The sequence below is a fragment of the Permianibacter fluminis genome (assembly GCF_013179735.1).
Lineage (GTDB): Bacteria > Pseudomonadota > Gammaproteobacteria > Enterobacterales > Permianibacteraceae > Permianibacter > Permianibacter fluminis.
Map to the genome: position 1 here is coordinate 572,496 of NZ_JABMEG010000002.1, position 18,264 is coordinate 590,759.

Genomic DNA, 18,264 nt, shown 5'->3' on the forward strand with positions numbered 1-18,264 from the left:
GACATCCGGATGCCTTAGAGAATAGCCGACATTTCCCGTCTGGCATCAATCGGGTGGAGGTTCCCGCCATCCGTAGATCCTGCGCCTGAGTGTGCATGAATGCCGATTGTTGGGCGGTTTCCTACAGGTAGTTTGCTGGCTTTTAGCTGTTTGCTTCGGTACACGCGGCTATGCGCGAACAGGCCGCAAACGGTGAGTTGGAGTAGGGTAGGTAGCCTTCGCTACCGGGCTTGCTGATAAATGCGTTCCCAACTGCCGTCTTTTTTCATTGCCAGTATTTGGGCATCAATCTTTGCCAGCATCTTCACGTAAGGCGAGTTTTTGCCAATCATCAGATAGAAGTAAGCTGTTCCGAATTCCTGTGGCAGTTCGATCACGAGTTTGTCGAGATTCATGCGCTTGATTTGCTGACGCGTGTCCCAGTCGGTCTGGAAGAACAAATCACCTCGGCCGGCGGCAATTTTTTTCAACACCGCGCTCGGGCCTTCCGATAGCTCCACCTTGATGCCGGCCGGCAGCAAATTGTTTTTGGCCCAGCCATCGCCACGGTAAGTAAGGACCTGGTAGGGCAGTACATCTGCCAGCGTCTTGATCTCGCGTAGCGCCGCCAGCTTGGGGTGAGTCGCGCTGGTGAACATGACCATGCGGTAGGTCAGCACCGGTTCATTGCCGGCCACGGTATAGCTGGCTCGTTCAGCCGTTTTGGTGGTGACAAATGCGTCGCGCTCGCCACCTTTCACCATCAATTGCGCCCGTTCCCATGGCATGGCCTCGCAATCAAACGCGATGCCGGCACGTTTGCTCAGCGCTTCTTCCAACACCTGCTGCGCCATGCCTTTGCACTGGTCTTGGGTCGCTTCTTCACCAAAGACCACATGTAGCGGTGGTAATGCCTCGATCGCTGCGGCGTTGCTCATCCACAGGACAGCCAACGCAGGTACGAGCACGAGGGCAAGTCTCGGGCGAAAGCGGGGTGGCTGACGACTGAACATGCGGGTTTCCCGGTGCGAGGACCGAACAGGAGCCCAGTCCTACCATGATGGCAACGATCACGGCGGAGAGCTGATTGGCTACAGGATAGCCGACTTTTACGTGCCATCAGTCGAATGAACGGAGTCCGGCGGACCTGCGTGAACCGGTGCGGAGCGCGGTGCTGCAGCTAGGAATGGCGCGTCTGCCGCCATGCCTTTCATCGCCATTATGGCGCGTCCTTGGCTGCAAGGGCTGCACATACTTGCTGCAAAAATGCACGCAAATGCGGAGCAAATGTGATGTCAGGCGCGGCGCACTGAAACGCCGGAACTGACAACCGCGAGTTCTCTCCAAGCAGCGCTGTCGATGACCACGTTGTTCTCTAGCACTTGCCGCACCGGCGCGAGTGCGACCAAAAACATGACAGCTTCGTTTTTTTTCGGTGTTCGTTCACTTTGCGTGCCCACAGAGGTTTTCCATGAACAGGCGTTTCTTTTCCTACGCAATGCTTCTCGCATTGGCTTCATTTTCAATCGTTGGCTGCAAGCTGGAAGATATCAGTGGCAGCGACGACGGTGAGGACTCAAGCACGGCATCCGTGCGACTGGTCAATCTGACCTCGGCGAGCGATCTGCAGTTGACGGTCGATGATGGCGACACCGAAAGCACCATTGCCACGGCCGTTGCCAGTGGCGCGGCCAGCAGTTACAAAACCCTTGATGTCACGAGCTATTCCATCGTGGCCAGTTCGGCCGGTGCCAGCTTGTCCACGTCAAGCACATCCTCACTGAGCCTGACCGAAGACGAGGAATACTCCATCGTTGCCTTTGAGCGTGGTGGCCTGATCAAGTTGTGGAAACTGACCGATGACACGGATGAACCGTCCAGTGGTTATGCCTATTTCACCGTCATCAATGCCGGTTCTGATGCCGGTTCGCTGGACGTTTATGTGGTCGAGCCGGATACCGACATCACCGATCTGACCCCGACTTTCTCCAGCGTGTCAGCCGCAAGCACCAGTTTGACCAATGCCATTTCTGCCGGCACGTACGATATTGTGGTTACTGCCAGCAACAAGCCCAACGACGTGCGCCTGAAGCTGACTTCGGTGAGTCTGGCAAGCACGACGATTCAATCGCTGATGTTGACGCCAACCTCCGGCGGTGCGCTGGTTGATGGCGCGCTGATCGAGCAGGGTGGTGCGGTGGCCTTGCACCGCAATGATACCGCCCGGGTGCGGGTCATCGCGGCATTTCCGGCTGGCGAAACCAGCAACCTGGCGGTGAACGTCACGGTTGGCGACAGCAGCTTGAACAGCGTTACCGCGCCATCCATTGGTGGCTATAGCCTGGTTCCGGCCAATACCAGCTATTACAGCGTTGAGGTCGGTGACACTGCAGTGTCGTCACTGCCTGTCGCCAGTTTCAACAGTGGCGGTGACTATACCGTGCTGGCCTACGGCAACACCGAAAATGACGCAGCGGTAACCGTGCTGACCGACAACAATCAGCTACCCAGTTCCGGGGCCAAAATTCGTCTGGTCAATGGCGCCGTGTCCGCTGCCGGACTGTCGCTGAGCGCCAACTACGCCAATCTCTTTTCGGAAATCAATTTTGGCAAGTCGTCGGTCTATTCTGGCATCACTGCGGGTACCACCCGTCTGGACCTGACCTCTCCCGCCACGGCATTTACCAGCTATACCAGCAACGTCAGCATCCTCAGTGGTGGCGTCTATTCCCTGTTTGTGTTGGGTGATACAGACAGTGCGATTGTTTTGTTGAACAAGGATCGCTGATCGCTTCGGTGCAAACGCATGGTGCTTTTCCATCGCGTGACAAATTGAGTCACTCATCACGCAACCTCTGGCTGGTGCTGGGGGTTGCGTTTTCATTTTGTGCTCTCTGCGTATTGAGGCGATACGCAGCGCGTCGCTGTCCCAGGTGCTGAACGCAAAAAGCCACGCACCGGAACGGCGCGGCTGTTGTGCGGTTTTGTACGGCGCCGAATACACGCCGATACAATGATTCGGCATTTCTTACAGCGCAACCACTGCGCGTCGTTACGCCAAATTTTATTTGCAGCCAAATCAGCGCTTTGCCAAAGCGGCACGAATCTTGTTGCACTTGAGTGCCGCATTGTTGCGGTGCATAAGCAAAGGAGCAGGGTTTATGAAAAAACATAAGGCACTGTTATCGGCATTGCTGCTGGTCGGGGCGTCGGCTTCACAGGCGTCGCTGATCGAAACCGTCAGTGGCTGGGATGGCGAGCATGGAACCTTTCCGTTCGGCCGGCCCAATACCGCGACCATCGGCCAGACCTTTAATACCGGTTCTGACAATTACCTCAGCCAACTGGCGTTTTACCTGAGTGATGATCTGGTCGGTCAGGCGGTTGAGTTCCAGGTCTACCTGGCGCAGTGGGATGGCGAGAAAGCCGTTGCTGGCACCGGCGAGTTTCTGGGGCAGTACAGCTCCGACGGCAGCGGCAGCTATGCCCGTTTTGATCTGTCATCACTGTCGGTCTATCTCAATCAGTTCAGCGATTATATTTTCTTTTTGACCACCAGCTATTCACAGATCGGTCAACCGGATTCGGAAGCCTGGGTCGGCTCTCTGGAGGAAGATGGTTATCTGGCAGGCGATCTGGTTTATCTGAACAACGGCGGCCAGTTTGATGACGTGTATTCGCAAAGCTGGAACTATTGGTATGACGCTGATCTGGCGTTTGAGTTGACGCTCACTGAAGTGCCCGAACCGACTGGCCTTGCCTTGATGGGTTTTGCCGTGCTGGCCTTGGCGGGGCGTCGTCTGCGCCGGGCTTGAACGCGGTCGGATTGCCGAATATCAAGAAAGCTTCAGCAATAACCGAGCGATGTTTCTGCGGCTGGCCCCGTAGCGGCGGTATGAGTTGTGCTCGAACGATGCGACGCCAACAGGATGATGACGTCGACGCATGGATGTGTGGCGCGCTCCTATCGACGTGCGAATGACTCTACGTTTGAGGATGAACCCATGAAACAGAAATTTGTGCTATCAGCCCTGAGCGCAGCGGTACTGCTTGGCAGCGCCTGCCTGCACGCGGCTGATAAACCCCTGCGTTACATGATCCTGGCGCCAAAGGCGCCGGCAACGGTCAGCGGCGCAATGAAGAAGAATGCGCCGGTCGCAGCAAGCGTTGCCGATCTGCAGCGCAAGGCATCCAGCAAGCTGGCTGCGGTTGGTGTCCAGAGTGAAAAGCAGCTGCAAAAGCTGGCGCCCATCAGCTTTGCCGATCTGACCACGGCCCAAGTGGCGGAACTGACAGCGGCGGGTTATCAGGTGTCGCCGGTTGGCACCAAGAAGCTGCTTGAGACCCGGGTTTTTGCCGACACCATTCCTTACGGCATCGCCAAAGTGCGGGCGCCGGATGCGTGGCCGGTCAGCACCGGCGTTGGCAGCAAGGTCTGCATCATTGATACCGGCATTGATCTGACCCACCCGGATTTGGTGCCCAATTTTGTTGAAGGCATCAGTACCGTCGGGTCCGGCAGCAATGACCCGTCCGATACCCACGGTCACGGTACCCACGTTGCCGGCACTATCGCTGCGGCAATGAATGGCGCCGACGTGGTCGGTGTTGCACCGAATGCCAGTTTGTATATCGCAGCGGTGTTTGGCGCCGGTGGCACTGCGACTGACGAAGACATTCTCGAAGGTCTCGATTGGTGCCTGAGCAAAAACGCCAAGATTTTCTCGATGAGTTATGGCGGCAGTTCCAGCACACCGGTGGAAGAGGCGGCCTATCTGGCTGCGCATGATGCGGGCGTGTTGCTGGTCGCCGCTTCCGGTAACGATGGTCCGTCTGTGCCGATTGGTTATCCGGCGCATTACCCGTTTGTCGTGGCAGTCGGTGCGACCGATACCAATGATGCCATCGCCAGTTTCTCGCAGCGCGGTCCTGAACTGGATGTCGTGGCGCCCGGCGTCAGCGTGCTGTCGGCGCGGCGTGGTGGTGGTACCACGACGATGTCCGGCACATCGATGGCGACGCCGCATGTGTCCGGTGTCGCAGCCGGTTTGTTGGCGGCCAATCCCGCACTGAGCAATGATCAACTCGAAAACATCATCGAGCTGACGGCAACCGATTTGGGTACATCAGGGTTCGACAATGTTTACGGTAACGGTCGGGTCGATCTGGCGGCTGCGCTGGATTATGCGCAAACCGGCAACCTGCCGCCGCATGCGGCGTTCACGCCGACTGTGCTGACCAGCAGTCCGCTGCAAGTGTTGTTTACCGACAAATCAACGGACCCGAATGGCGATGCGATTGTGTCGCGGTTGTGGGATTTCGGTGATGGCACGAGTTCGACCGAGGTCAAGCCGCGGCATACCTATCCCAGTGCGGGTGAGTATTCGGCGGTGCTGCAAGTGACGGATGCGCGCGGTTCGTCCAGCCAAAGCACCAAGCTGGTCAAAGTGGGCCCGGTTGCCAACCCCTACCTGACCCGTGGCGTGCCGGTAACAGGCTTGAGTGGCGCCGCTGACAGCGTGCGCAAGTTCAAGCTGAAAGTACCGGCCAATGCCGAGAATCTGCGCTTCACCTTGGCCGGCGGCACCGGCGATGCCGATCTGTATGTCCGCTTCGGTGCCGAACCGACCGCAGATACCTTCGATTGCCGGCCGTACCTGAACGGCAACAATGAAAGCTGCGCGTTCTCGATTCCGACTACCGGGGTGTATTACGTGTCGCTGGTCGGTTTTACCGCTTACAGCGGCGCCAGCCTGGTCGCCAATTACGACATCGCCGGCCCCACCGGACCGAGCTTTGAAAACACCGCCGATTATCCGATTCCGGATGATGATCCGGCCGGTGTCGAGAGCCCGATCAATGTCAGCCGCAGCGGTCCGTCCGGCACGGTGAAAGTGGCGGTCAATATCGTCCATACCTGGATTGGTGACTTGATTGTCGATTTGGTTTCGCCATCGGGTACGGTATTCAATCTGCACAACCAGAGCGGCGGTTCGCAGGACAACATCAATGCGATTTACAACATTGATGTCGGCGCCGAAGAGTCGCAGGGCGTCTGGAAATTGCGGGTGTCGGATAACGCCTTCCTCGACAGTGGCTATATCGACAGCTGGAAGATTACCTTCCAGAATTGATGTGTTACGACGAACGGCAACAGGAAAAACGCGCGACTCGGGTCGCGCGTTTTTTTGTGCTGAAAAATCGCATTGCTCGGACTTGAACCTGTCTTTGCTACGTTGATCGGCGTCGGCCGCTTGGCTGGCTTCACCTGGTCTTGCCCGTGCATGGTGGCGGCCATGGCCGACGCATGTGACTGACGCAAGCCCCGACCGAACCATCGACCTCGGCGCGGCAATGATTCGTGCACGCACGTCTGGCTCCACCGTTGTCGCTGGCGCCAATTTGGGCTCATACTGAATCATCGATTCCCACTACAAGCCACTTTCCACGCATGGCGACCAAACCGGTTCTGATCATTCAACAAGCTTGGCATGACACGCCGGACTACTTTCTCGATTTCCTGAATCGGGAAGGTATTGCCATCGAGCTGCGCCGGATGGATCGTGGCGAGCCGGTGCCGCTGCGTGCCGTCGATTACGCCGGTATTTGCCTGCTCGGCGGGCCGATGAGTGCCAATGACGGCGCGACATTACCGTGGCTTGATCAACAAATTCAGCTGGCACGCGATGCGGTGCAGACGAACGTTCCGGTGATTGGTCATTGCCTCGGTGGACAGCTGCTGGCGAAGGCGCTGGGCGCGTCGGTGCAGGCCTCGCCGCAGCCGGAAATCGGTTGGAGTGAGATTGCCGTCAGATCGCATCCGGACAGTGCCCGCTGGTTTGGTGCAAGCAAGATCTTGCCGCTGTTTCAGTGGCATGGCGAAAGCTTCGCGATTCCCGCCGGAGCCAACTGGTTGGCCGAAACGGCGGCCTGTCCGCATCAGGCTTACGTGATCGACGGCATCCATTTCGGCATGCAGTTTCATTGCGAAATCAAAGCCGAGAAGCTGCGGCTGTGGCTTGAACATCACCATGACGAAATCGATGCCTGCGCGGCGGTCAGCAGCGTGCAGCAGGGCGAGGCGATACTGGCGGAATTGGATGCCAAGCTAACGGCAAGCCAGCGCGTGGCCGAGCGCATTTACCACGCCTGGATTCAGGCGCTGGCTTGATGAGAGGCGACTGGCAAAATAGCTTGTTCTCTTGCTGACCAGGCGATCTAAAAAAACGGAATCCCAGAAAACCTGCAGCGCCAAAAAAACCAGAAACCCCAGAAAAACCAAGGGCCGCATCGCGGCCCTTGGTTTTTCTACAGAACGCAAATATCAGAACGTGATATTGGCGCTGACCGAGACCATGCGCGGCTTGCCACGACGAACCAGCGGCGAGCCCAGCTGATCGCCCAGACCGCCGATGCTGATGGCATATTCTTCGTCGAGCAGGTTTTGCACTTCCAGCGCCAGTTCCCAGCCGCTGCTGCTCGGCATGTAACTCAGCCGGGTGTTGACCAGATCATAGCCACCAATTTCCGCATCGTAGCCACCGAGTCGGCTGATTTGGCTGCCGGTGTGGGTGTTGTTGAGATACCAGACGATATCGCCGCTACCCAAATCGGCTTGATAGGTGAAACCCAGATTCCATTTGTCCGGCGAGTTGCTCAGCGGATCGCCAACCGGGCTGTCATCTTCGGTCTGGCCCGGGAACTGGCTGACATCGTACTTGGTGATTTCGGTGTTCAGCTTGGAGTAGTTGCCGTGCAGCGTGAAGCCTTCGGTCAACTCCCAGCTGAATTCGGTTTCGTAACCGTCGCCTTCGGCATCAGCATTGCCGATGTTGTAGGTCGGGATCGTGCCGGGCGTACCGGACAGCACTAGCTGTTGCATGTCGGTGTAATCAAACTGGAAGAACGACAGGTTCCAGGTGAAGCGGTTGTCGTTCCAGCTTGATTTCAGACCGGCTTCGTAGTTCCAGATATCTTCCGGCTCGACCGCTTCCAGACGGTTATTGACGACATCGGCACCGAGGCTGTTGAAGCCACCGGATTTGAAACCATTGGCGGCGCTGACGAACGTCATGACGTTCGGCGACCATTTGTAATCAATCACCAAGCGGGGCGTGGTGGCGTCCCAATCGTTGGTGTTCTTGATGCCCGGAATTTCTTCGGCAAACACCAAGCCAAACGGCGTCGGTGCACCCGCCAACGGAATCAGGTTCAGATCGCCGCCGACAATATAGACATAGGTGCCGCCACCGGCATCAATACAGCCCGGCGCCGGACCACCGCAATTCAGCACGGTGCCCATGCCAATCGTGCCGCCCGTCAGATCCAGCGCGTTGGTATAGGCGGAATTGACTTCGAAGGTTTTCTTGTCGACGGTGTAGCGGACACCGAGCGTGATGTCCAACGCATCGGTAGCAGACCAGGTGAAGTCGGCATAGGCGGCATAGCTGCGGAAATCGCCTTCGTCGTGCATTTGTTCAAGCCAGGGATTGCCCAGATTGGCGACGCCATAAGCGGTCGCGGCGGCCAAGCCGGTCGGCAGACCCAAGGCGGTGGCGACACCGTCCCAAACGGCGGGATCTTGCAGGCTGTAGAACAAGCCGCCAATGCCAAACCCTTGCGGAATGCCGGGGATCATTTCGCCAGCTACGTCCATCGGCAAGCCGGGGCCAAAAGGCGGTTCTGCGGTCAAACTGGAGAACAGGAAGAAAGTGTCCAGCGTGTCGGTATTGGCCCAGACGTTGTGCGTCTGCTTGGCATGCTCGTCGGCGAACATCGCACCCAGCGACCATTTCAAGCTGTCGCTGCTGCCGGTCCAGCGGAATTCCTGACTGAATGCCGAGAACTCTTCCACGTTATTGGTGGCGAGATTGAAGCGCGGGCTGTTGCTGCCGTCTTCCTCTTCAAAGTTGTGACTGTCGAAAGTCCGGTAGGCCGTGATCGAGGTGAACTCGCTGTTTTCCATCCGGTGCGCAACTTCAACGCTGGCGCCCCACAGGTTACGGGCTTCTTCTTGCGGAATGTCGGTGCCATAGGTGCCAAACGGATCGCATTCGGAAATGGCGCAGTTGCTGCTGGCACCTTGCACGGCATCCTGCGCGGTGTGTTCGAATTCGCCGCGGAACAGCACGTCGGTATCGGCGCTGGCATTCCACAGCAATTGCAGACGGGCACCGTTGCTGTCTTCAACGCCGAGCCGCGTGTCGCTGCCTTCCTGATCGATGTAACCGTCGCGATGGTGATCGACAAACGATAGCCGGGCATGGACATCGTCACCGTTCGACAGATTGACTGCGCCTTCGACGGTCTGGCGACCGTATTCGCCGAGCGTCAGTCGCAGATTGCCGCCGGTTTCAGTGTCAGGTTTCTTGGTGATGATGTGAATGGCGCCGGCACCGGCGTTGCGGCCGAACAATGTGCCTTGTGGGCCTTTCAGAATTTCGACCCGGGAAATGTCATTGAAATTCATTTGCGCCGCACCGCTGCGGCCGACGTAAACGCCGTCGATATACACCGCGACCGCCGGGTCCGAACCAATGCCGAAGTCGGTGGTGCCGATGCCGCGCAGGTTGAATCGCGGCTGGGTCACCGAGAGGTTGTCGGCGTCCATACCCGGCGTGATGTTGCCGAGATCCTTGATGTTCAGGGCACCGAGATCGCGGGTGGTCTGCTCGTTGTAGGCATTCATGGTGATCGGCACGTCTTGAATGCGTTCGCTGCGTTTTTGCGCGGTCACTTCGATGACGTTGTCAGCGGTTTTGTGGCTTTCTTCGGTGGCTTCTTCATCGGCAGCCCAGGCTGCCGGCAGTGGCAGCAACGCCAGCATCAGCGCTTGAGTCAGGACAGAGCGGGTGAAACGAAGGGAAGCGGGCGGGGTTGTGCGGGTTTTGTTGTTATGCATTCCTGAGACTCCTGAGCGTACTGCTGTTTTTATTAGGACTTAAGTCCTCATTTGATAACCCAGCCGGTTGGACCAGCGCAATCGGATTGATTGTGGTCAGACCATTGCGCAGGAGACAGACCAGACGGTCGCGCCAACGCCTTGTTTGCACGGAAAAAATTGCTGCGCCGCAATATGTTTTTCTGACTCTTGCGGTGAGAAGCATGGCTCGTTAGTATCTCGTACTAAAGAGCGAGATAGTGCACAAATGAACCAGTCACAGTTGAGTTGCCGGCGCGTGAAGCCGGCTTTGCTGCGGTCCTTTTCCGGGTTGCTGGTGATGCTGGCTGCTGTCGGCTTGGCAGCTGCGTCCGCGACGAGCGGCGCTGCGGAAACGTCGCCGTTCAGTGCCTGCGCGACCTGCCACGGCAAGCAGGCAGAGGGCAATCCGGCTGTGCGGGCGCCGGCGTTGGCCGGCCTCGACGAAGTCTATTTGCTGCGTCAGCTGCAGCACTTTCGCGATGGCATTCGCGGTGTGCATCCGGATGACAAAGACGGCGCGGTGATGCGTGCCGCCGTGGTCACGCTCACCAGTGATCAGGCGATGCGCGAGGTCATTGCCAGCATCAAGACCTTCCCGCTGCCAGTGCCGGCTGCGGTTGCCGCCGGTGCCGATTTGACGGTCGGCCGCAATTACTACAATGGCATTTGCTCCGCCTGTCACGGCGGCAAGGCAGAGGGCATTCCGGCATTGAACTCGCCGCGCTTGGCCGGCCAGAGTGCAGAATATCTGCAGCGTCAGTTCAGCCACTTCCGTAATAAAGTTCGCGGTGGCCATGCCAGCGACAAGTACGGCATTCAGATGACCAAGATCACCAAAGCGATCGCGGACGACAAAATGGCCGCCGATGTTGCCGCCTACATTGTCCAGATGGCGCGGACGCCGTAGTTCATGAGCAAGCAGTCCATGAATCCGCAGTCGCCGACAACACAATCGGCGGCAACGCAATCGCTGACAACGCAATCGACGGCAACTCAGTCGATAAAACAACTGTCCATGAACCGGCTACTGAGGCAGCGGCGCTGGCGGAATGCGGGCGTCGGCGTGCTGTTGGCAGGCACGGCCGGTGTGTTGTTGTGGACGATCTACGCCGGCATGACCGCGACAGCGCCGGTACTGTCTGTGCGTTCCGGTTCTTCTGATTCAGTTTCTGCGGCGCCTGCTTTTGCCAGCGTGAATAACGGCGCGAATGCCGACGTGGCGCCAACGCCGGCAACCATCAGCTTGGCAACACATTGTCCGCCCGGTTTTGAATTGACGCCGGCCAATCGCTGCGAATTTCGCAGCCTGTATCAGCAGTATTCGTCGCTGACCGATCGCGGCGTTGGCGGCTTGAAAACCGCATTGCCCGCAGTACGTGATGGTTTCTCGCCGCAGCAAATCGATTTGGGTCGCTATCTGTTCTTTGATCCGTTGCTGTCGGCCGACGGTACGGTGTCCTGCGCCAGTTGCCATCAACCGGATCGCGGCTTCAGCGACGGCCGCCCGCACAGCATTGGCATCAAGCAGCAGGCGGTGACGCGCTCGGCGCCGAGCCTGTGGAATGTCGCGTTTCTGCAGCGCTTCTTTTGGGATGGTCGTGGTCATTCACTGGAAGAGCAGATGCAGGGACCGCTTTATGCCGGTCATGAAATGGGCAACAGCCGGGAAGCGCTGCTGAAGTCACTGAATGCCAATACTCACTACCGTCGCCTGTTTCGGGAAGCGTTTGCCGAGCCAGACTCGGCTGGCGGTGAGATTCGGCTGGATCAGGTTTACGGTGCGTTGGCGGCATTCGAAAGCTCGCTGATTTCGCTGAACAGTCGCTATGACCAATATGCCCACGGTTTTCACGATGCCCTGAATGCCCAGGAAATCGCCGGGTTGAATGTGTTCCGGTCCTTTGTTGCCCGCTGCGCCGAGTGCCACACACCGCCGCTGTTTACCAATCAGCAGATCGCCGTGATTGGCACGCCGGAGCCGGACGGGCTGCCGTTTGATGGTGGTGCCGGCAGCGTCAGCGGTGTCGCCAGTCAGCGCGGTGGTTTTAAAGTGCCGAGCTTGCGCAATGTCGCGTTAACCGCGCCCTACATGCATTCAGGACGATTCGGTTCCTTGCATGACGTTGCCGAGTTTTATACCAAGGGGCGCGGTCACGCCGTGCCGGCGGACGAAAAGCTGGTGCTGCATTGGCATATCTGGGAGCCAAAGCTGTCGGCCGCTGAGCTGGATCAGATCGTTGCATTTCTCGGCACGCTGACCGATGAGAGCTTTGTTCCCCGCGTTCCCAGCGTGTTGCCGTCGGGATTGAGCCCGGCGCTGCCGGTTGGCCAGGCGGTTGCCGGCTCAACGGCAGAAAAAAAGAGCGATGAAATACCAAGTACCAAGGCCCAGATTCTCACCGCAAAAATAGCGGAGCAGTCATTACCAGACGCGGCGGCACTTGCAGTAAATACCGCAGCAAGATTTTCAGCAAACCCTGAAGCAACGCCAGCAGCAAAACCTGAAGCAAGCCCAGTAGCAAATCTTGCGGCAAACGGAGCACAACAATGAAAAAGAATATTTTGATCCTGTTCCTGCTGATAGCGGCCGTCGGGCTCGGCTACTGGCAAGGTCAGCGCGGTCTTGATGCCCAGCGTGGCACGGTTGCGGTCGAGTCGGCCAATGAGCTGCTCAGCGCCGGCCGCGCCGGTGGCGGCACGGCCGACAATGCACTGAACCAGGTGAAGACCGCTGGCAAGGTGCACACCGTCAAGGATGGCGAGAGCATCCAGGCCGCCGTGTTGGCCGCGCAACCGGGCGATACCATTCGGGTGATGCCGGGCACCTATAAGGAAATTGTCTACATCGACAAGGATGACATTGCGATTGTCGGCGTGATCAGTGACAGCAAATGGCCGACGCTGGAAGGCGAGGGCACTCGCAACGATGCCATTCTCTACAGCGGCAATGGCATACGGATCGAGAATCTGAAAATTACCCACTACAAGGGTAATGCCATCATGGGCCAGGCCGGCAACAACTTCGTGATCCGGCACAACTGGATTGTCGATACCGGCGTTTACGGCATTTTCCCGCAGTTCGGTCAGAACGGCCTGATTGAATACAACGTGCTGACCGGTATCGAAGATGCCGCGATTTACGTCGGCATGTGCGACAACATTCATGTGGCTCACAACGAAGTGTTTGGCAACGTGGCCGGTATCGAGATCGAGAACAGCCGGCATGCCGTGGTCGAGAACAACACCGCCTACGACAATACCGGTGGCATTCTGGTGTTCATCACCCCGGGTCTGCCAATCAAGACCACGTTTGACGTGATTGTTCGCAACAACTTCATTTCCGGCAACAACCATCCGAATTTTGGTGCGCCGGGTTCGATCGTGTCGGGTTTGCCGGCTGGCACCGGCATCGTGGTGATGGCGGCCGATGATGTCATCATCGAGAACAACATCATTCGCGACAACAAGAACGTCGGCATCGTGATCACTGATCACGCGTCGTTTGCCAACGTGACCGCCGATCCGGAATCGGAACCGAACCCGGATCGGGTTCAGATTCTCAACAACATCATGACCGGCAACGGCACCGAGCCGATTACCGAAATCAAGGCGTTGATGACGTTGAACCTGACCACCGAAGCGCCGGACATTGTTGCGGTCGGCGGTGGCAAAGACAGCTGCATCATCGACCGTGCCCGCTACCGTTCGATTGGTCTTGGCAATTACACGGAATGCACCCGCACCAACACCAATGATGTCGCTAGCTATTTGCTGCCGCAGCCGGCCGAACGTCGGTCTACCGATACCGGCAACAAGGGCAAGCTGGCGTATTTCGCGATTTGTGCCGGCTGCCACGCCTACAACGCGCGCATGATCGGCCCGCCGACGCTGACCATTCAGGCGCTGTATGCCGACGATGCCCAGGCGATTGCCGACTACATTGCCAACCCGGTCAAGAAGCGGCCAGATTTCCCGGCAATGCCGCCGCAAAGCTATCTTGATGCCGCCACCCGGCTTGAGGTCGCCAAGTTCATGCTGACCGTCGACAAATAACCCGGCCGTAAGCTGAGCATTACTCGACAGGGAAACGGGGCCAGCAGGCCCCGTTTTTCTTGATCTGCTTTTCTTGGCCCCGCTTTTGTCGGCACGCTATCATGGCCGTCCTTTGATTTTGGGGCGTCAGCCGAGTGCACCAGCCATGAGATTGTTTGATCGGGTACGGGAGTTGGCCTGGGGCATTCCGATCACAGTTGCCGGGTGGTTCGTGCCACGGCAGCAGAAATGCTGGGCCGTGCTGATCGGCAAAACCAATCGCTACGAAGGCAATATCCGCTCACTGGCGCATTATCTCGCCAGCCAGCCCGATACCACGGTTTATGTGCTGAACCACAGCATCTATCCGCTGCCGGATTTGTCGGCCTATCCGGCGATAAAAGTGGTCAAGGGCCATACCTGGGCCGAGGCCAAGGCCCGTTTGCACGCCAAACATGTGGTGTTCACCCAGGCCAACAGCAAGGTCCGCTTGAACGGCCGCTACGTGCTGCTGACCGGCATCAATCTGATCAATGTCTGGCACGGAATTCCGTTGAAGGCGCTCGGCAATCTGATCCCCGGTTATCACGGTGGCACCCTGAAAAAGCGGATGCGCGAAGGCGGCGGCTTTCATTCCTTTTGCGTTTCGTCTTTGCTGGAACGTACTTTTTTTGCTGGCGCCTATTTCTTTGACGCCAGCCGGGTCGCGGTGACCGGCATTCCACGCAATGACTTCCTGATCAATAGCCAGATGGCTGATCGGGGGCAGCAACAGATCCAACAGGAAATTGCCGAGCTGCGCGCCGGTCGGCCGATGTTTCTGTATGCCCCTACCTGGCGCGATTATGACGAGTCGGCCATTGGCCTCACCCGCGCCGATTGCGAGCAGTTGTCAGCCTTGATGAAGGCGCATGGTGCGCTGTTGGCGTTTCGGCCGCATCCGCGCGATGACGCGTTATTTGATCAGCTGATTGCCGGCCTGCCGAATCTGCTGCTGGCGAATTCAAGCCGCTGGGAAGATACCAATGCGGTGCTGTCCGGCAGCAGCGCCCTGATCAGCGATTACTCCAGCATCATGATCGATTATCTGCTGCTCAATCGGCCGATAGTCGGTTACTTCTGGGACTATGAAAAGTACACCGCCGAGCGCGGCATGATGTTTGATTTGTCCAGCCTGTTTCCCGGCCCGATTGTCAGCACGGCCGCAGAGCTGACCCAGCAACTGCGGCAACTGCTGGAGAATGGTCTGGCGATGACGGAAATTAACTCGGCCCTGCATCAAAGCATGTTGAATCTGTTTCATGCCCATAAGGATGGCCGCGCATGTGAGCGGATTGTGACTCGCGCTTACACCGTCAAGTAGGTGCTGCGGACGGGATTGTGGCGGGCAGATTCGAAGGAAAAAAACGCGGCAAATGCCGCGTTTTTTCATTTCAGGATTTTCTCGAACAAGCGCCGCACCATGCGTGCGGTTTTCTGCCGTTCTTCCGGACTGTCTTTGGCCAGCACCCGGCGGTACTCCAGATGCAGCACGACGGCGAACAGCAGTTCGGCATCGGTTTCCGGATCGTCACTGCCGGCGGCGGCGAGCAATTTCTCGGCGGTGGCGAGCGTAACGCGATTGCTCTGGTGCAGCGCCTGCGCCAGTGGCGGGTCGCGCAACGCTTCCTGGCGAAAGGCATTTTCAACCAATCGGCGCTCTTCGGCTTTCACTTGATTGTCGATGTGACTGAGCAGAATCGCCGTGACGGCGGCGATCAGGCTCTCCTGCGAGCCCACCGACTGGCTGCCATCGGCAAGCCGCGCCAATGCCGCTTCCATGGCCTGGGTCAGGTTGCCGGTTTCGACCTGGCTCAGTTCCGCGAACGCATGAAACGCCTCCGCGATCAGTTCGTGAATATCGCGGAAGTAATAGGTGGTTGCCGACAGCGGCACCTCGGCTTCCTTGGCGACCGCCCGATGGCGCACGGCGCGCACGCCATCACGTGCAATGACGCGCAATGCGGCCGCCAATATCTGTTCGCGCCGGGCTTTGCCATCAACGCGCTTGGGCAGGCGGGCGCGGCTGGTTTCTGGACTATCCGTCATGACGTGTAATCGATCTTCACGAGTGGCTAAGTTTGCGGTTCGGTTGCGCTCGATACGCGGTATCCGCCCGCTCGCACCGGGGCAGCGGCATCGGCGCTTGACGGTACGTTGTGACCGTCTGTCTTGTGTTGTTTGCTATCAAAATACCGTCGTTAGTGCAGTTTAGTTTGAGAGCCGGGCGCTTGTCTGCAAATTCCGTGGTGACGCTCATCACGACATTGAGCAGGCGGGCCTATACTCAATGCAGATGGACTCTTGGTGTACGGCGGCCAGTCAGGATTCGGCACGGCGAGAAGAGGTCAATCATGCAACGGCGCATGCTGGCAGTGCTGATGGCAATTGCGGGCGTCTGTTCCGGCCACGATGACATTGGTGTTGGTGTTGGTTATGCCGGCATTGGCGATGCTGATGTTGGCAAAGACGGCGTGGGCAACGATGCCGTGTGGGGTTCGGATTGGATGCTGGGCGGTTACCACCAGCATGATCTCCAGCTCAGCGAACGCGTTGGCCTGGCGCTGGATTGGCAAGGCCGCAATATCGCCGGCATGTCGCTTCGTTATTCCTCTGCGTTTGCCAATCCTGTCGCCACGTCTGGTCTGGCCGGTGAAGAGCCTTTGACCTTCCGGTTAACGCTGCGCGGCTGGGAGTTGTTCGAGGCCGATGCCGATGGCGACACCGCCGCCTTTTTTTCTTTTGACCGGATTCGTGATCGGGAGATTCGCCAGCAGCTGGTGATGATTTCGATCAGCAAGCACTTTTAGCGGCGCGGCCGACGCCGACCAGCCGATATTGTCAAGCCTATGCCGGTCGGCTCAGCCGGGCTACCCTATACCAGTCTTTCCAGTCAGGGACTTTCTGTTGTGACCTCAAACGCGACCCATCACGCGACTCCCATTGTCATCAGCGGCACCGGTGTCTATACCCCGCCACACGCCATCAGCAACGACGAGCTGGTGAGCTCTTTCAATGCCTATGTCCGGCAATGGAATGCAGACAATGCCGCTGCGATTGCCGCCGGCTCGCTGGAGCCGCTGGCGGAATCGAGCGCCGAGTTCATCGTCAAGGCGTCCGGCATCCAGTCGCGTTTTGTCGTGGAAAAAGCCGGTGTACTCGACCCGGCCGTGATGGCGCCGCGGCTGCCCGAACGCAGCAATGACGAGCCGTCGCTGCTGTGCGAGATGGCGATTAACGCCGCCAATGAAGCGCTCCGGCAAGCCGGTCGTGAACCGGGTGAGATCGATTTTGTCATCGCCGCGGCGTCGAATTTTCCGCGACCGTATCCGGCCTTGTCAGTGGAAATCCAGCACTTTCTCGGCACCAAAGGCTATGCCTTCGACATGAATGTGGCCTGTTCGTCGGCGACGTTTGGCTTGAAAACGGCGTTCGATGCGCTGCGCAATGGCAGCGCCAAACGGGTGCTGATGGTCAATCCGGAAGTGTGTTCGGGCCATGTCAATTATCGCGATCGCGACAGCCATTTCATTTTCGGTGATGTGGCTTCGGCGGTGGTGATTGAGCGCGCGGACGACAGCAAGGCCAGGCAGCCGTTCGAGATCCTCGGCTGCAAGTTGATCACCCAGTTCTCGAACAATATCCGCAACAATTTCGGTTTTCTGAACCGGACCCATCCGGAAACCCGCGATGCCCGCGACAAGCTGTTTGTTCAGGAAGGTCGCAAGGTGTTCAAGGAAGTCTGTCCGATGGTGGCTGAGCTCATCGTCAGCCATGCCGCCGAACTGGGCTATCGCCCCGAGCAACTGAAGCGGCTCTGGCTGCATCAGGCCAATCTGAACATGAACCAGCTGATTGCCCGCAAGGTGCTCGGGCGCGATCCGGATGGCATCGAAGCGCCGGTGGTGCTGGACCGCTATGCCAACACCAGCTCGGCCGGTTCGATACTGGCGTTCCACTTCCACCGCGACGGGTTCGCCAAGGGCGAGCTCGGTCTCATCAGTTCGTTCGGCGCCGGCTATTCGGCCGGCAGCGTGTTGCTGCGGGCGGGCTGAGCCCGATCCGGGCTAAAACTGTGGCCCGGCTAACAAAAATCGACTTATCCACAGGCATACCGCGTTTTTCACACAGGGCTGTCCCTTCGACGGGACGGCCCTTTCCTTTAAACTACCCGCCTTTCGTTGGGGCGCTTTGTGGATAAGCGCTTGGCCCCCGCGCGACCCGGCCTGAAGGATCAGGGGCGGGTTGTCAGCCGGCCGACCTCATTGTGAGCCGCATGCTGGGTTCACCCG

14 protein-coding genes are annotated in these 18,264 nt (G+C 58.2%); 10 read left to right on the forward strand and 4 right to left on the reverse strand.

The annotated features are described in order from the left end of the window. Positions 1 to 221: 221 nt before the first annotated feature. Both HPT27_RS17760 and HPT27_RS17765 read right to left on the reverse strand, forming a co-directional pair. A complete protein-coding gene (locus HPT27_RS17760; protein ID WP_172246247.1) occupies positions 222 to 917 on the reverse strand; it encodes a substrate-binding periplasmic protein in 696 nt (231 codons plus the stop codon). A 357-nt stretch (positions 918 to 1,274) separates the two neighbouring features. Beyond that, complete coding sequence (locus HPT27_RS17765) at positions 1,275 to 1,439, reverse strand: hypothetical protein (RefSeq protein WP_172246249.1); 165 nt, start codon at positions 1,437 to 1,439, stop codon at positions 1,275 to 1,277. 11 nt (positions 1,440 to 1,450) lie between these two features. Between HPT27_RS17765 and HPT27_RS17770 the strand changes: the two genes are divergently transcribed. The 4 genes from HPT27_RS17770 (at position 1,451) to HPT27_RS17785 (ending at position 7,150) form a co-directional block, all read left to right on the forward strand. Beyond that, positions 1,451 to 2,767 carry a DUF4397 domain-containing protein gene (locus tag HPT27_RS17770; protein WP_172246251.1) on the forward strand — a complete coding sequence of 439 codons (1,317 nt, stop codon included), beginning with the start codon at positions 1,451 to 1,453 and terminating at the stop codon, positions 2,765 to 2,767. A 373-nt stretch (positions 2,768 to 3,140) separates the two neighbouring features. Continuing rightward, complete coding sequence (locus HPT27_RS17775) at positions 3,141 to 3,794, forward strand: PEP-CTERM sorting domain-containing protein (protein WP_172246253.1); 654 nt, start codon at positions 3,141 to 3,143, stop codon at positions 3,792 to 3,794. A 189-nt stretch (positions 3,795 to 3,983) separates the two neighbouring features. Continuing rightward, on the forward strand, positions 3,984 to 6,113 hold the full coding sequence (locus tag HPT27_RS17780; protein ID WP_172246255.1) for a S8 family serine peptidase: 2,130 nt from the start codon (positions 3,984 to 3,986) through the stop codon (positions 6,111 to 6,113). Between the two features lie 317 nt (positions 6,114 to 6,430). After that, entirely contained in the window at positions 6,431 to 7,150 is a 720-nt protein-coding gene (locus HPT27_RS17785) for a type 1 glutamine amidotransferase (RefSeq protein WP_172246257.1), read from the forward strand. A gap of 153 nt (positions 7,151 to 7,303) precedes the next feature. On the opposite strand, the gene HPT27_RS17790 is transcribed toward HPT27_RS17785, so the two are convergent. Next, on the reverse strand, positions 7,304 to 9,880 hold the full coding sequence (locus HPT27_RS17790; protein ID WP_172246259.1) for a TonB-dependent receptor: 2,577 nt from the start codon (positions 9,878 to 9,880) through the stop codon (positions 7,304 to 7,306). Between the two features lie 247 nt (positions 9,881 to 10,127). On the opposite strand from HPT27_RS17790, the gene HPT27_RS17795 reads away from it, so the two are divergent. From HPT27_RS17795 to HPT27_RS17810, 4 genes are all read left to right on the forward strand, one after another. Beyond that, a complete protein-coding gene (locus tag HPT27_RS17795) occupies positions 10,128 to 10,808 on the forward strand; it encodes a c-type cytochrome (protein ID WP_172246262.1) in 681 nt (226 codons plus the stop codon). A 3-nt stretch (positions 10,809 to 10,811) separates the two neighbouring features. Then, complete coding sequence (locus HPT27_RS17800; RefSeq protein ID WP_211198097.1) at positions 10,812 to 12,452, forward strand: cytochrome-c peroxidase; 1,641 nt, start codon at positions 10,812 to 10,814, stop codon at positions 12,450 to 12,452. Next, positions 12,449 to 13,954 carry a parallel beta-helix domain-containing protein gene (locus HPT27_RS17805; protein WP_172246264.1) on the forward strand — a complete coding sequence of 502 codons (1,506 nt, stop codon included), beginning with the start codon at positions 12,449 to 12,451 and terminating at the stop codon, positions 13,952 to 13,954. Before HPT27_RS17800 ends, HPT27_RS17805 begins: the two co-directional genes overlap by 4 nt. Before the next feature lie 145 nt (positions 13,955 to 14,099). Continuing rightward, positions 14,100 to 15,296, forward strand: coding sequence for a CDP-glycerol glycerophosphotransferase family protein (locus HPT27_RS17810; RefSeq protein WP_172246266.1), 1,197 nt, complete (start codon positions 14,100 to 14,102; stop codon positions 15,294 to 15,296). A 65-nt stretch (positions 15,297 to 15,361) separates the two neighbouring features. Here HPT27_RS17810 and HPT27_RS17815 read toward each other — a convergent pair whose 3' ends face one another. After that, on the reverse strand, positions 15,362 to 16,021 hold the full coding sequence (locus tag HPT27_RS17815) for a TetR/AcrR family transcriptional regulator (RefSeq protein WP_172246268.1): 660 nt from the start codon (positions 16,019 to 16,021) through the stop codon (positions 15,362 to 15,364). 305 nt (positions 16,022 to 16,326) lie between these two features. Between HPT27_RS17815 and HPT27_RS17820 the strand changes: the two genes are divergently transcribed. Both HPT27_RS17820 and HPT27_RS17825 read left to right on the forward strand, forming a co-directional pair. Beyond that, complete coding sequence (locus tag HPT27_RS17820) at positions 16,327 to 16,782, forward strand: hypothetical protein (RefSeq protein ID WP_172246270.1); 456 nt, start codon at positions 16,327 to 16,329, stop codon at positions 16,780 to 16,782. A 99-nt stretch (positions 16,783 to 16,881) separates the two neighbouring features. Continuing rightward, positions 16,882 to 18,027 carry a beta-ketoacyl-ACP synthase III gene (locus HPT27_RS17825; RefSeq protein ID WP_328820722.1) on the forward strand — a complete coding sequence of 382 codons (1,146 nt, stop codon included), beginning with the start codon at positions 16,882 to 16,884 and terminating at the stop codon, positions 18,025 to 18,027. The last annotated feature ends 237 nt before the right edge of the window (positions 18,028 to 18,264 follow it).

Excerpts from the sequence above, each read along its gene's own strand:
- HPT27_RS17780 (WP_172246255.1), top strand. The coding sequence starts at position 3,984 with ATGAAACAGAAATTTGTGCTATCAGCCCTGAGCGCAGCGGTACTGCTT.
- HPT27_RS17800 (WP_211198097.1), top strand. The coding sequence starts at position 10,812 with ATGAGCAAGCAGTCCATGAATCCGCAGTCGCCGACAACACAATCGGCG.
- HPT27_RS17770 (WP_172246251.1), top strand. The coding sequence starts at position 1,451 with ATGAACAGGCGTTTCTTTTCCTACGCAATGCTTCTCGCATTGGCTTCA.
- HPT27_RS17810 (WP_172246266.1), top strand. The coding sequence starts at position 14,100 with ATGAGATTGTTTGATCGGGTACGGGAGTTGGCCTGGGGCATTCCGATC.
- HPT27_RS17785 (WP_172246257.1), top strand. The coding sequence starts at position 6,431 with ATGGCGACCAAACCGGTTCTGATCATTCAACAAGCTTGGCATGACACG.
- HPT27_RS17805 (WP_172246264.1), top strand. The coding sequence starts at position 12,449 with ATGAAAAAGAATATTTTGATCCTGTTCCTGCTGATAGCGGCCGTCGGG.
- HPT27_RS17760 (WP_172246247.1), bottom strand. The coding sequence starts at position 917 with ATGAGCAACGCCGCAGCGATCGAGGCATTACCACCGCTACATGTGGTC.
- HPT27_RS17820 (WP_172246270.1), top strand. The coding sequence starts at position 16,327 with ATGCAACGGCGCATGCTGGCAGTGCTGATGGCAATTGCGGGCGTCTGT.
- HPT27_RS17795 (WP_172246262.1), top strand. The coding sequence starts at position 10,128 with ATGAACCAGTCACAGTTGAGTTGCCGGCGCGTGAAGCCGGCTTTGCTG.
- HPT27_RS17790 (WP_172246259.1), bottom strand. The coding sequence starts at position 9,880 with ATGCATAACAACAAAACCCGCACAACCCCGCCCGCTTCCCTTCGTTTC.
- HPT27_RS17815 (WP_172246268.1), bottom strand. The coding sequence starts at position 16,021 with ATGACGGATAGTCCAGAAACCAGCCGCGCCCGCCTGCCCAAGCGCGTT.
- HPT27_RS17775 (WP_172246253.1), top strand. The coding sequence starts at position 3,141 with ATGAAAAAACATAAGGCACTGTTATCGGCATTGCTGCTGGTCGGGGCG.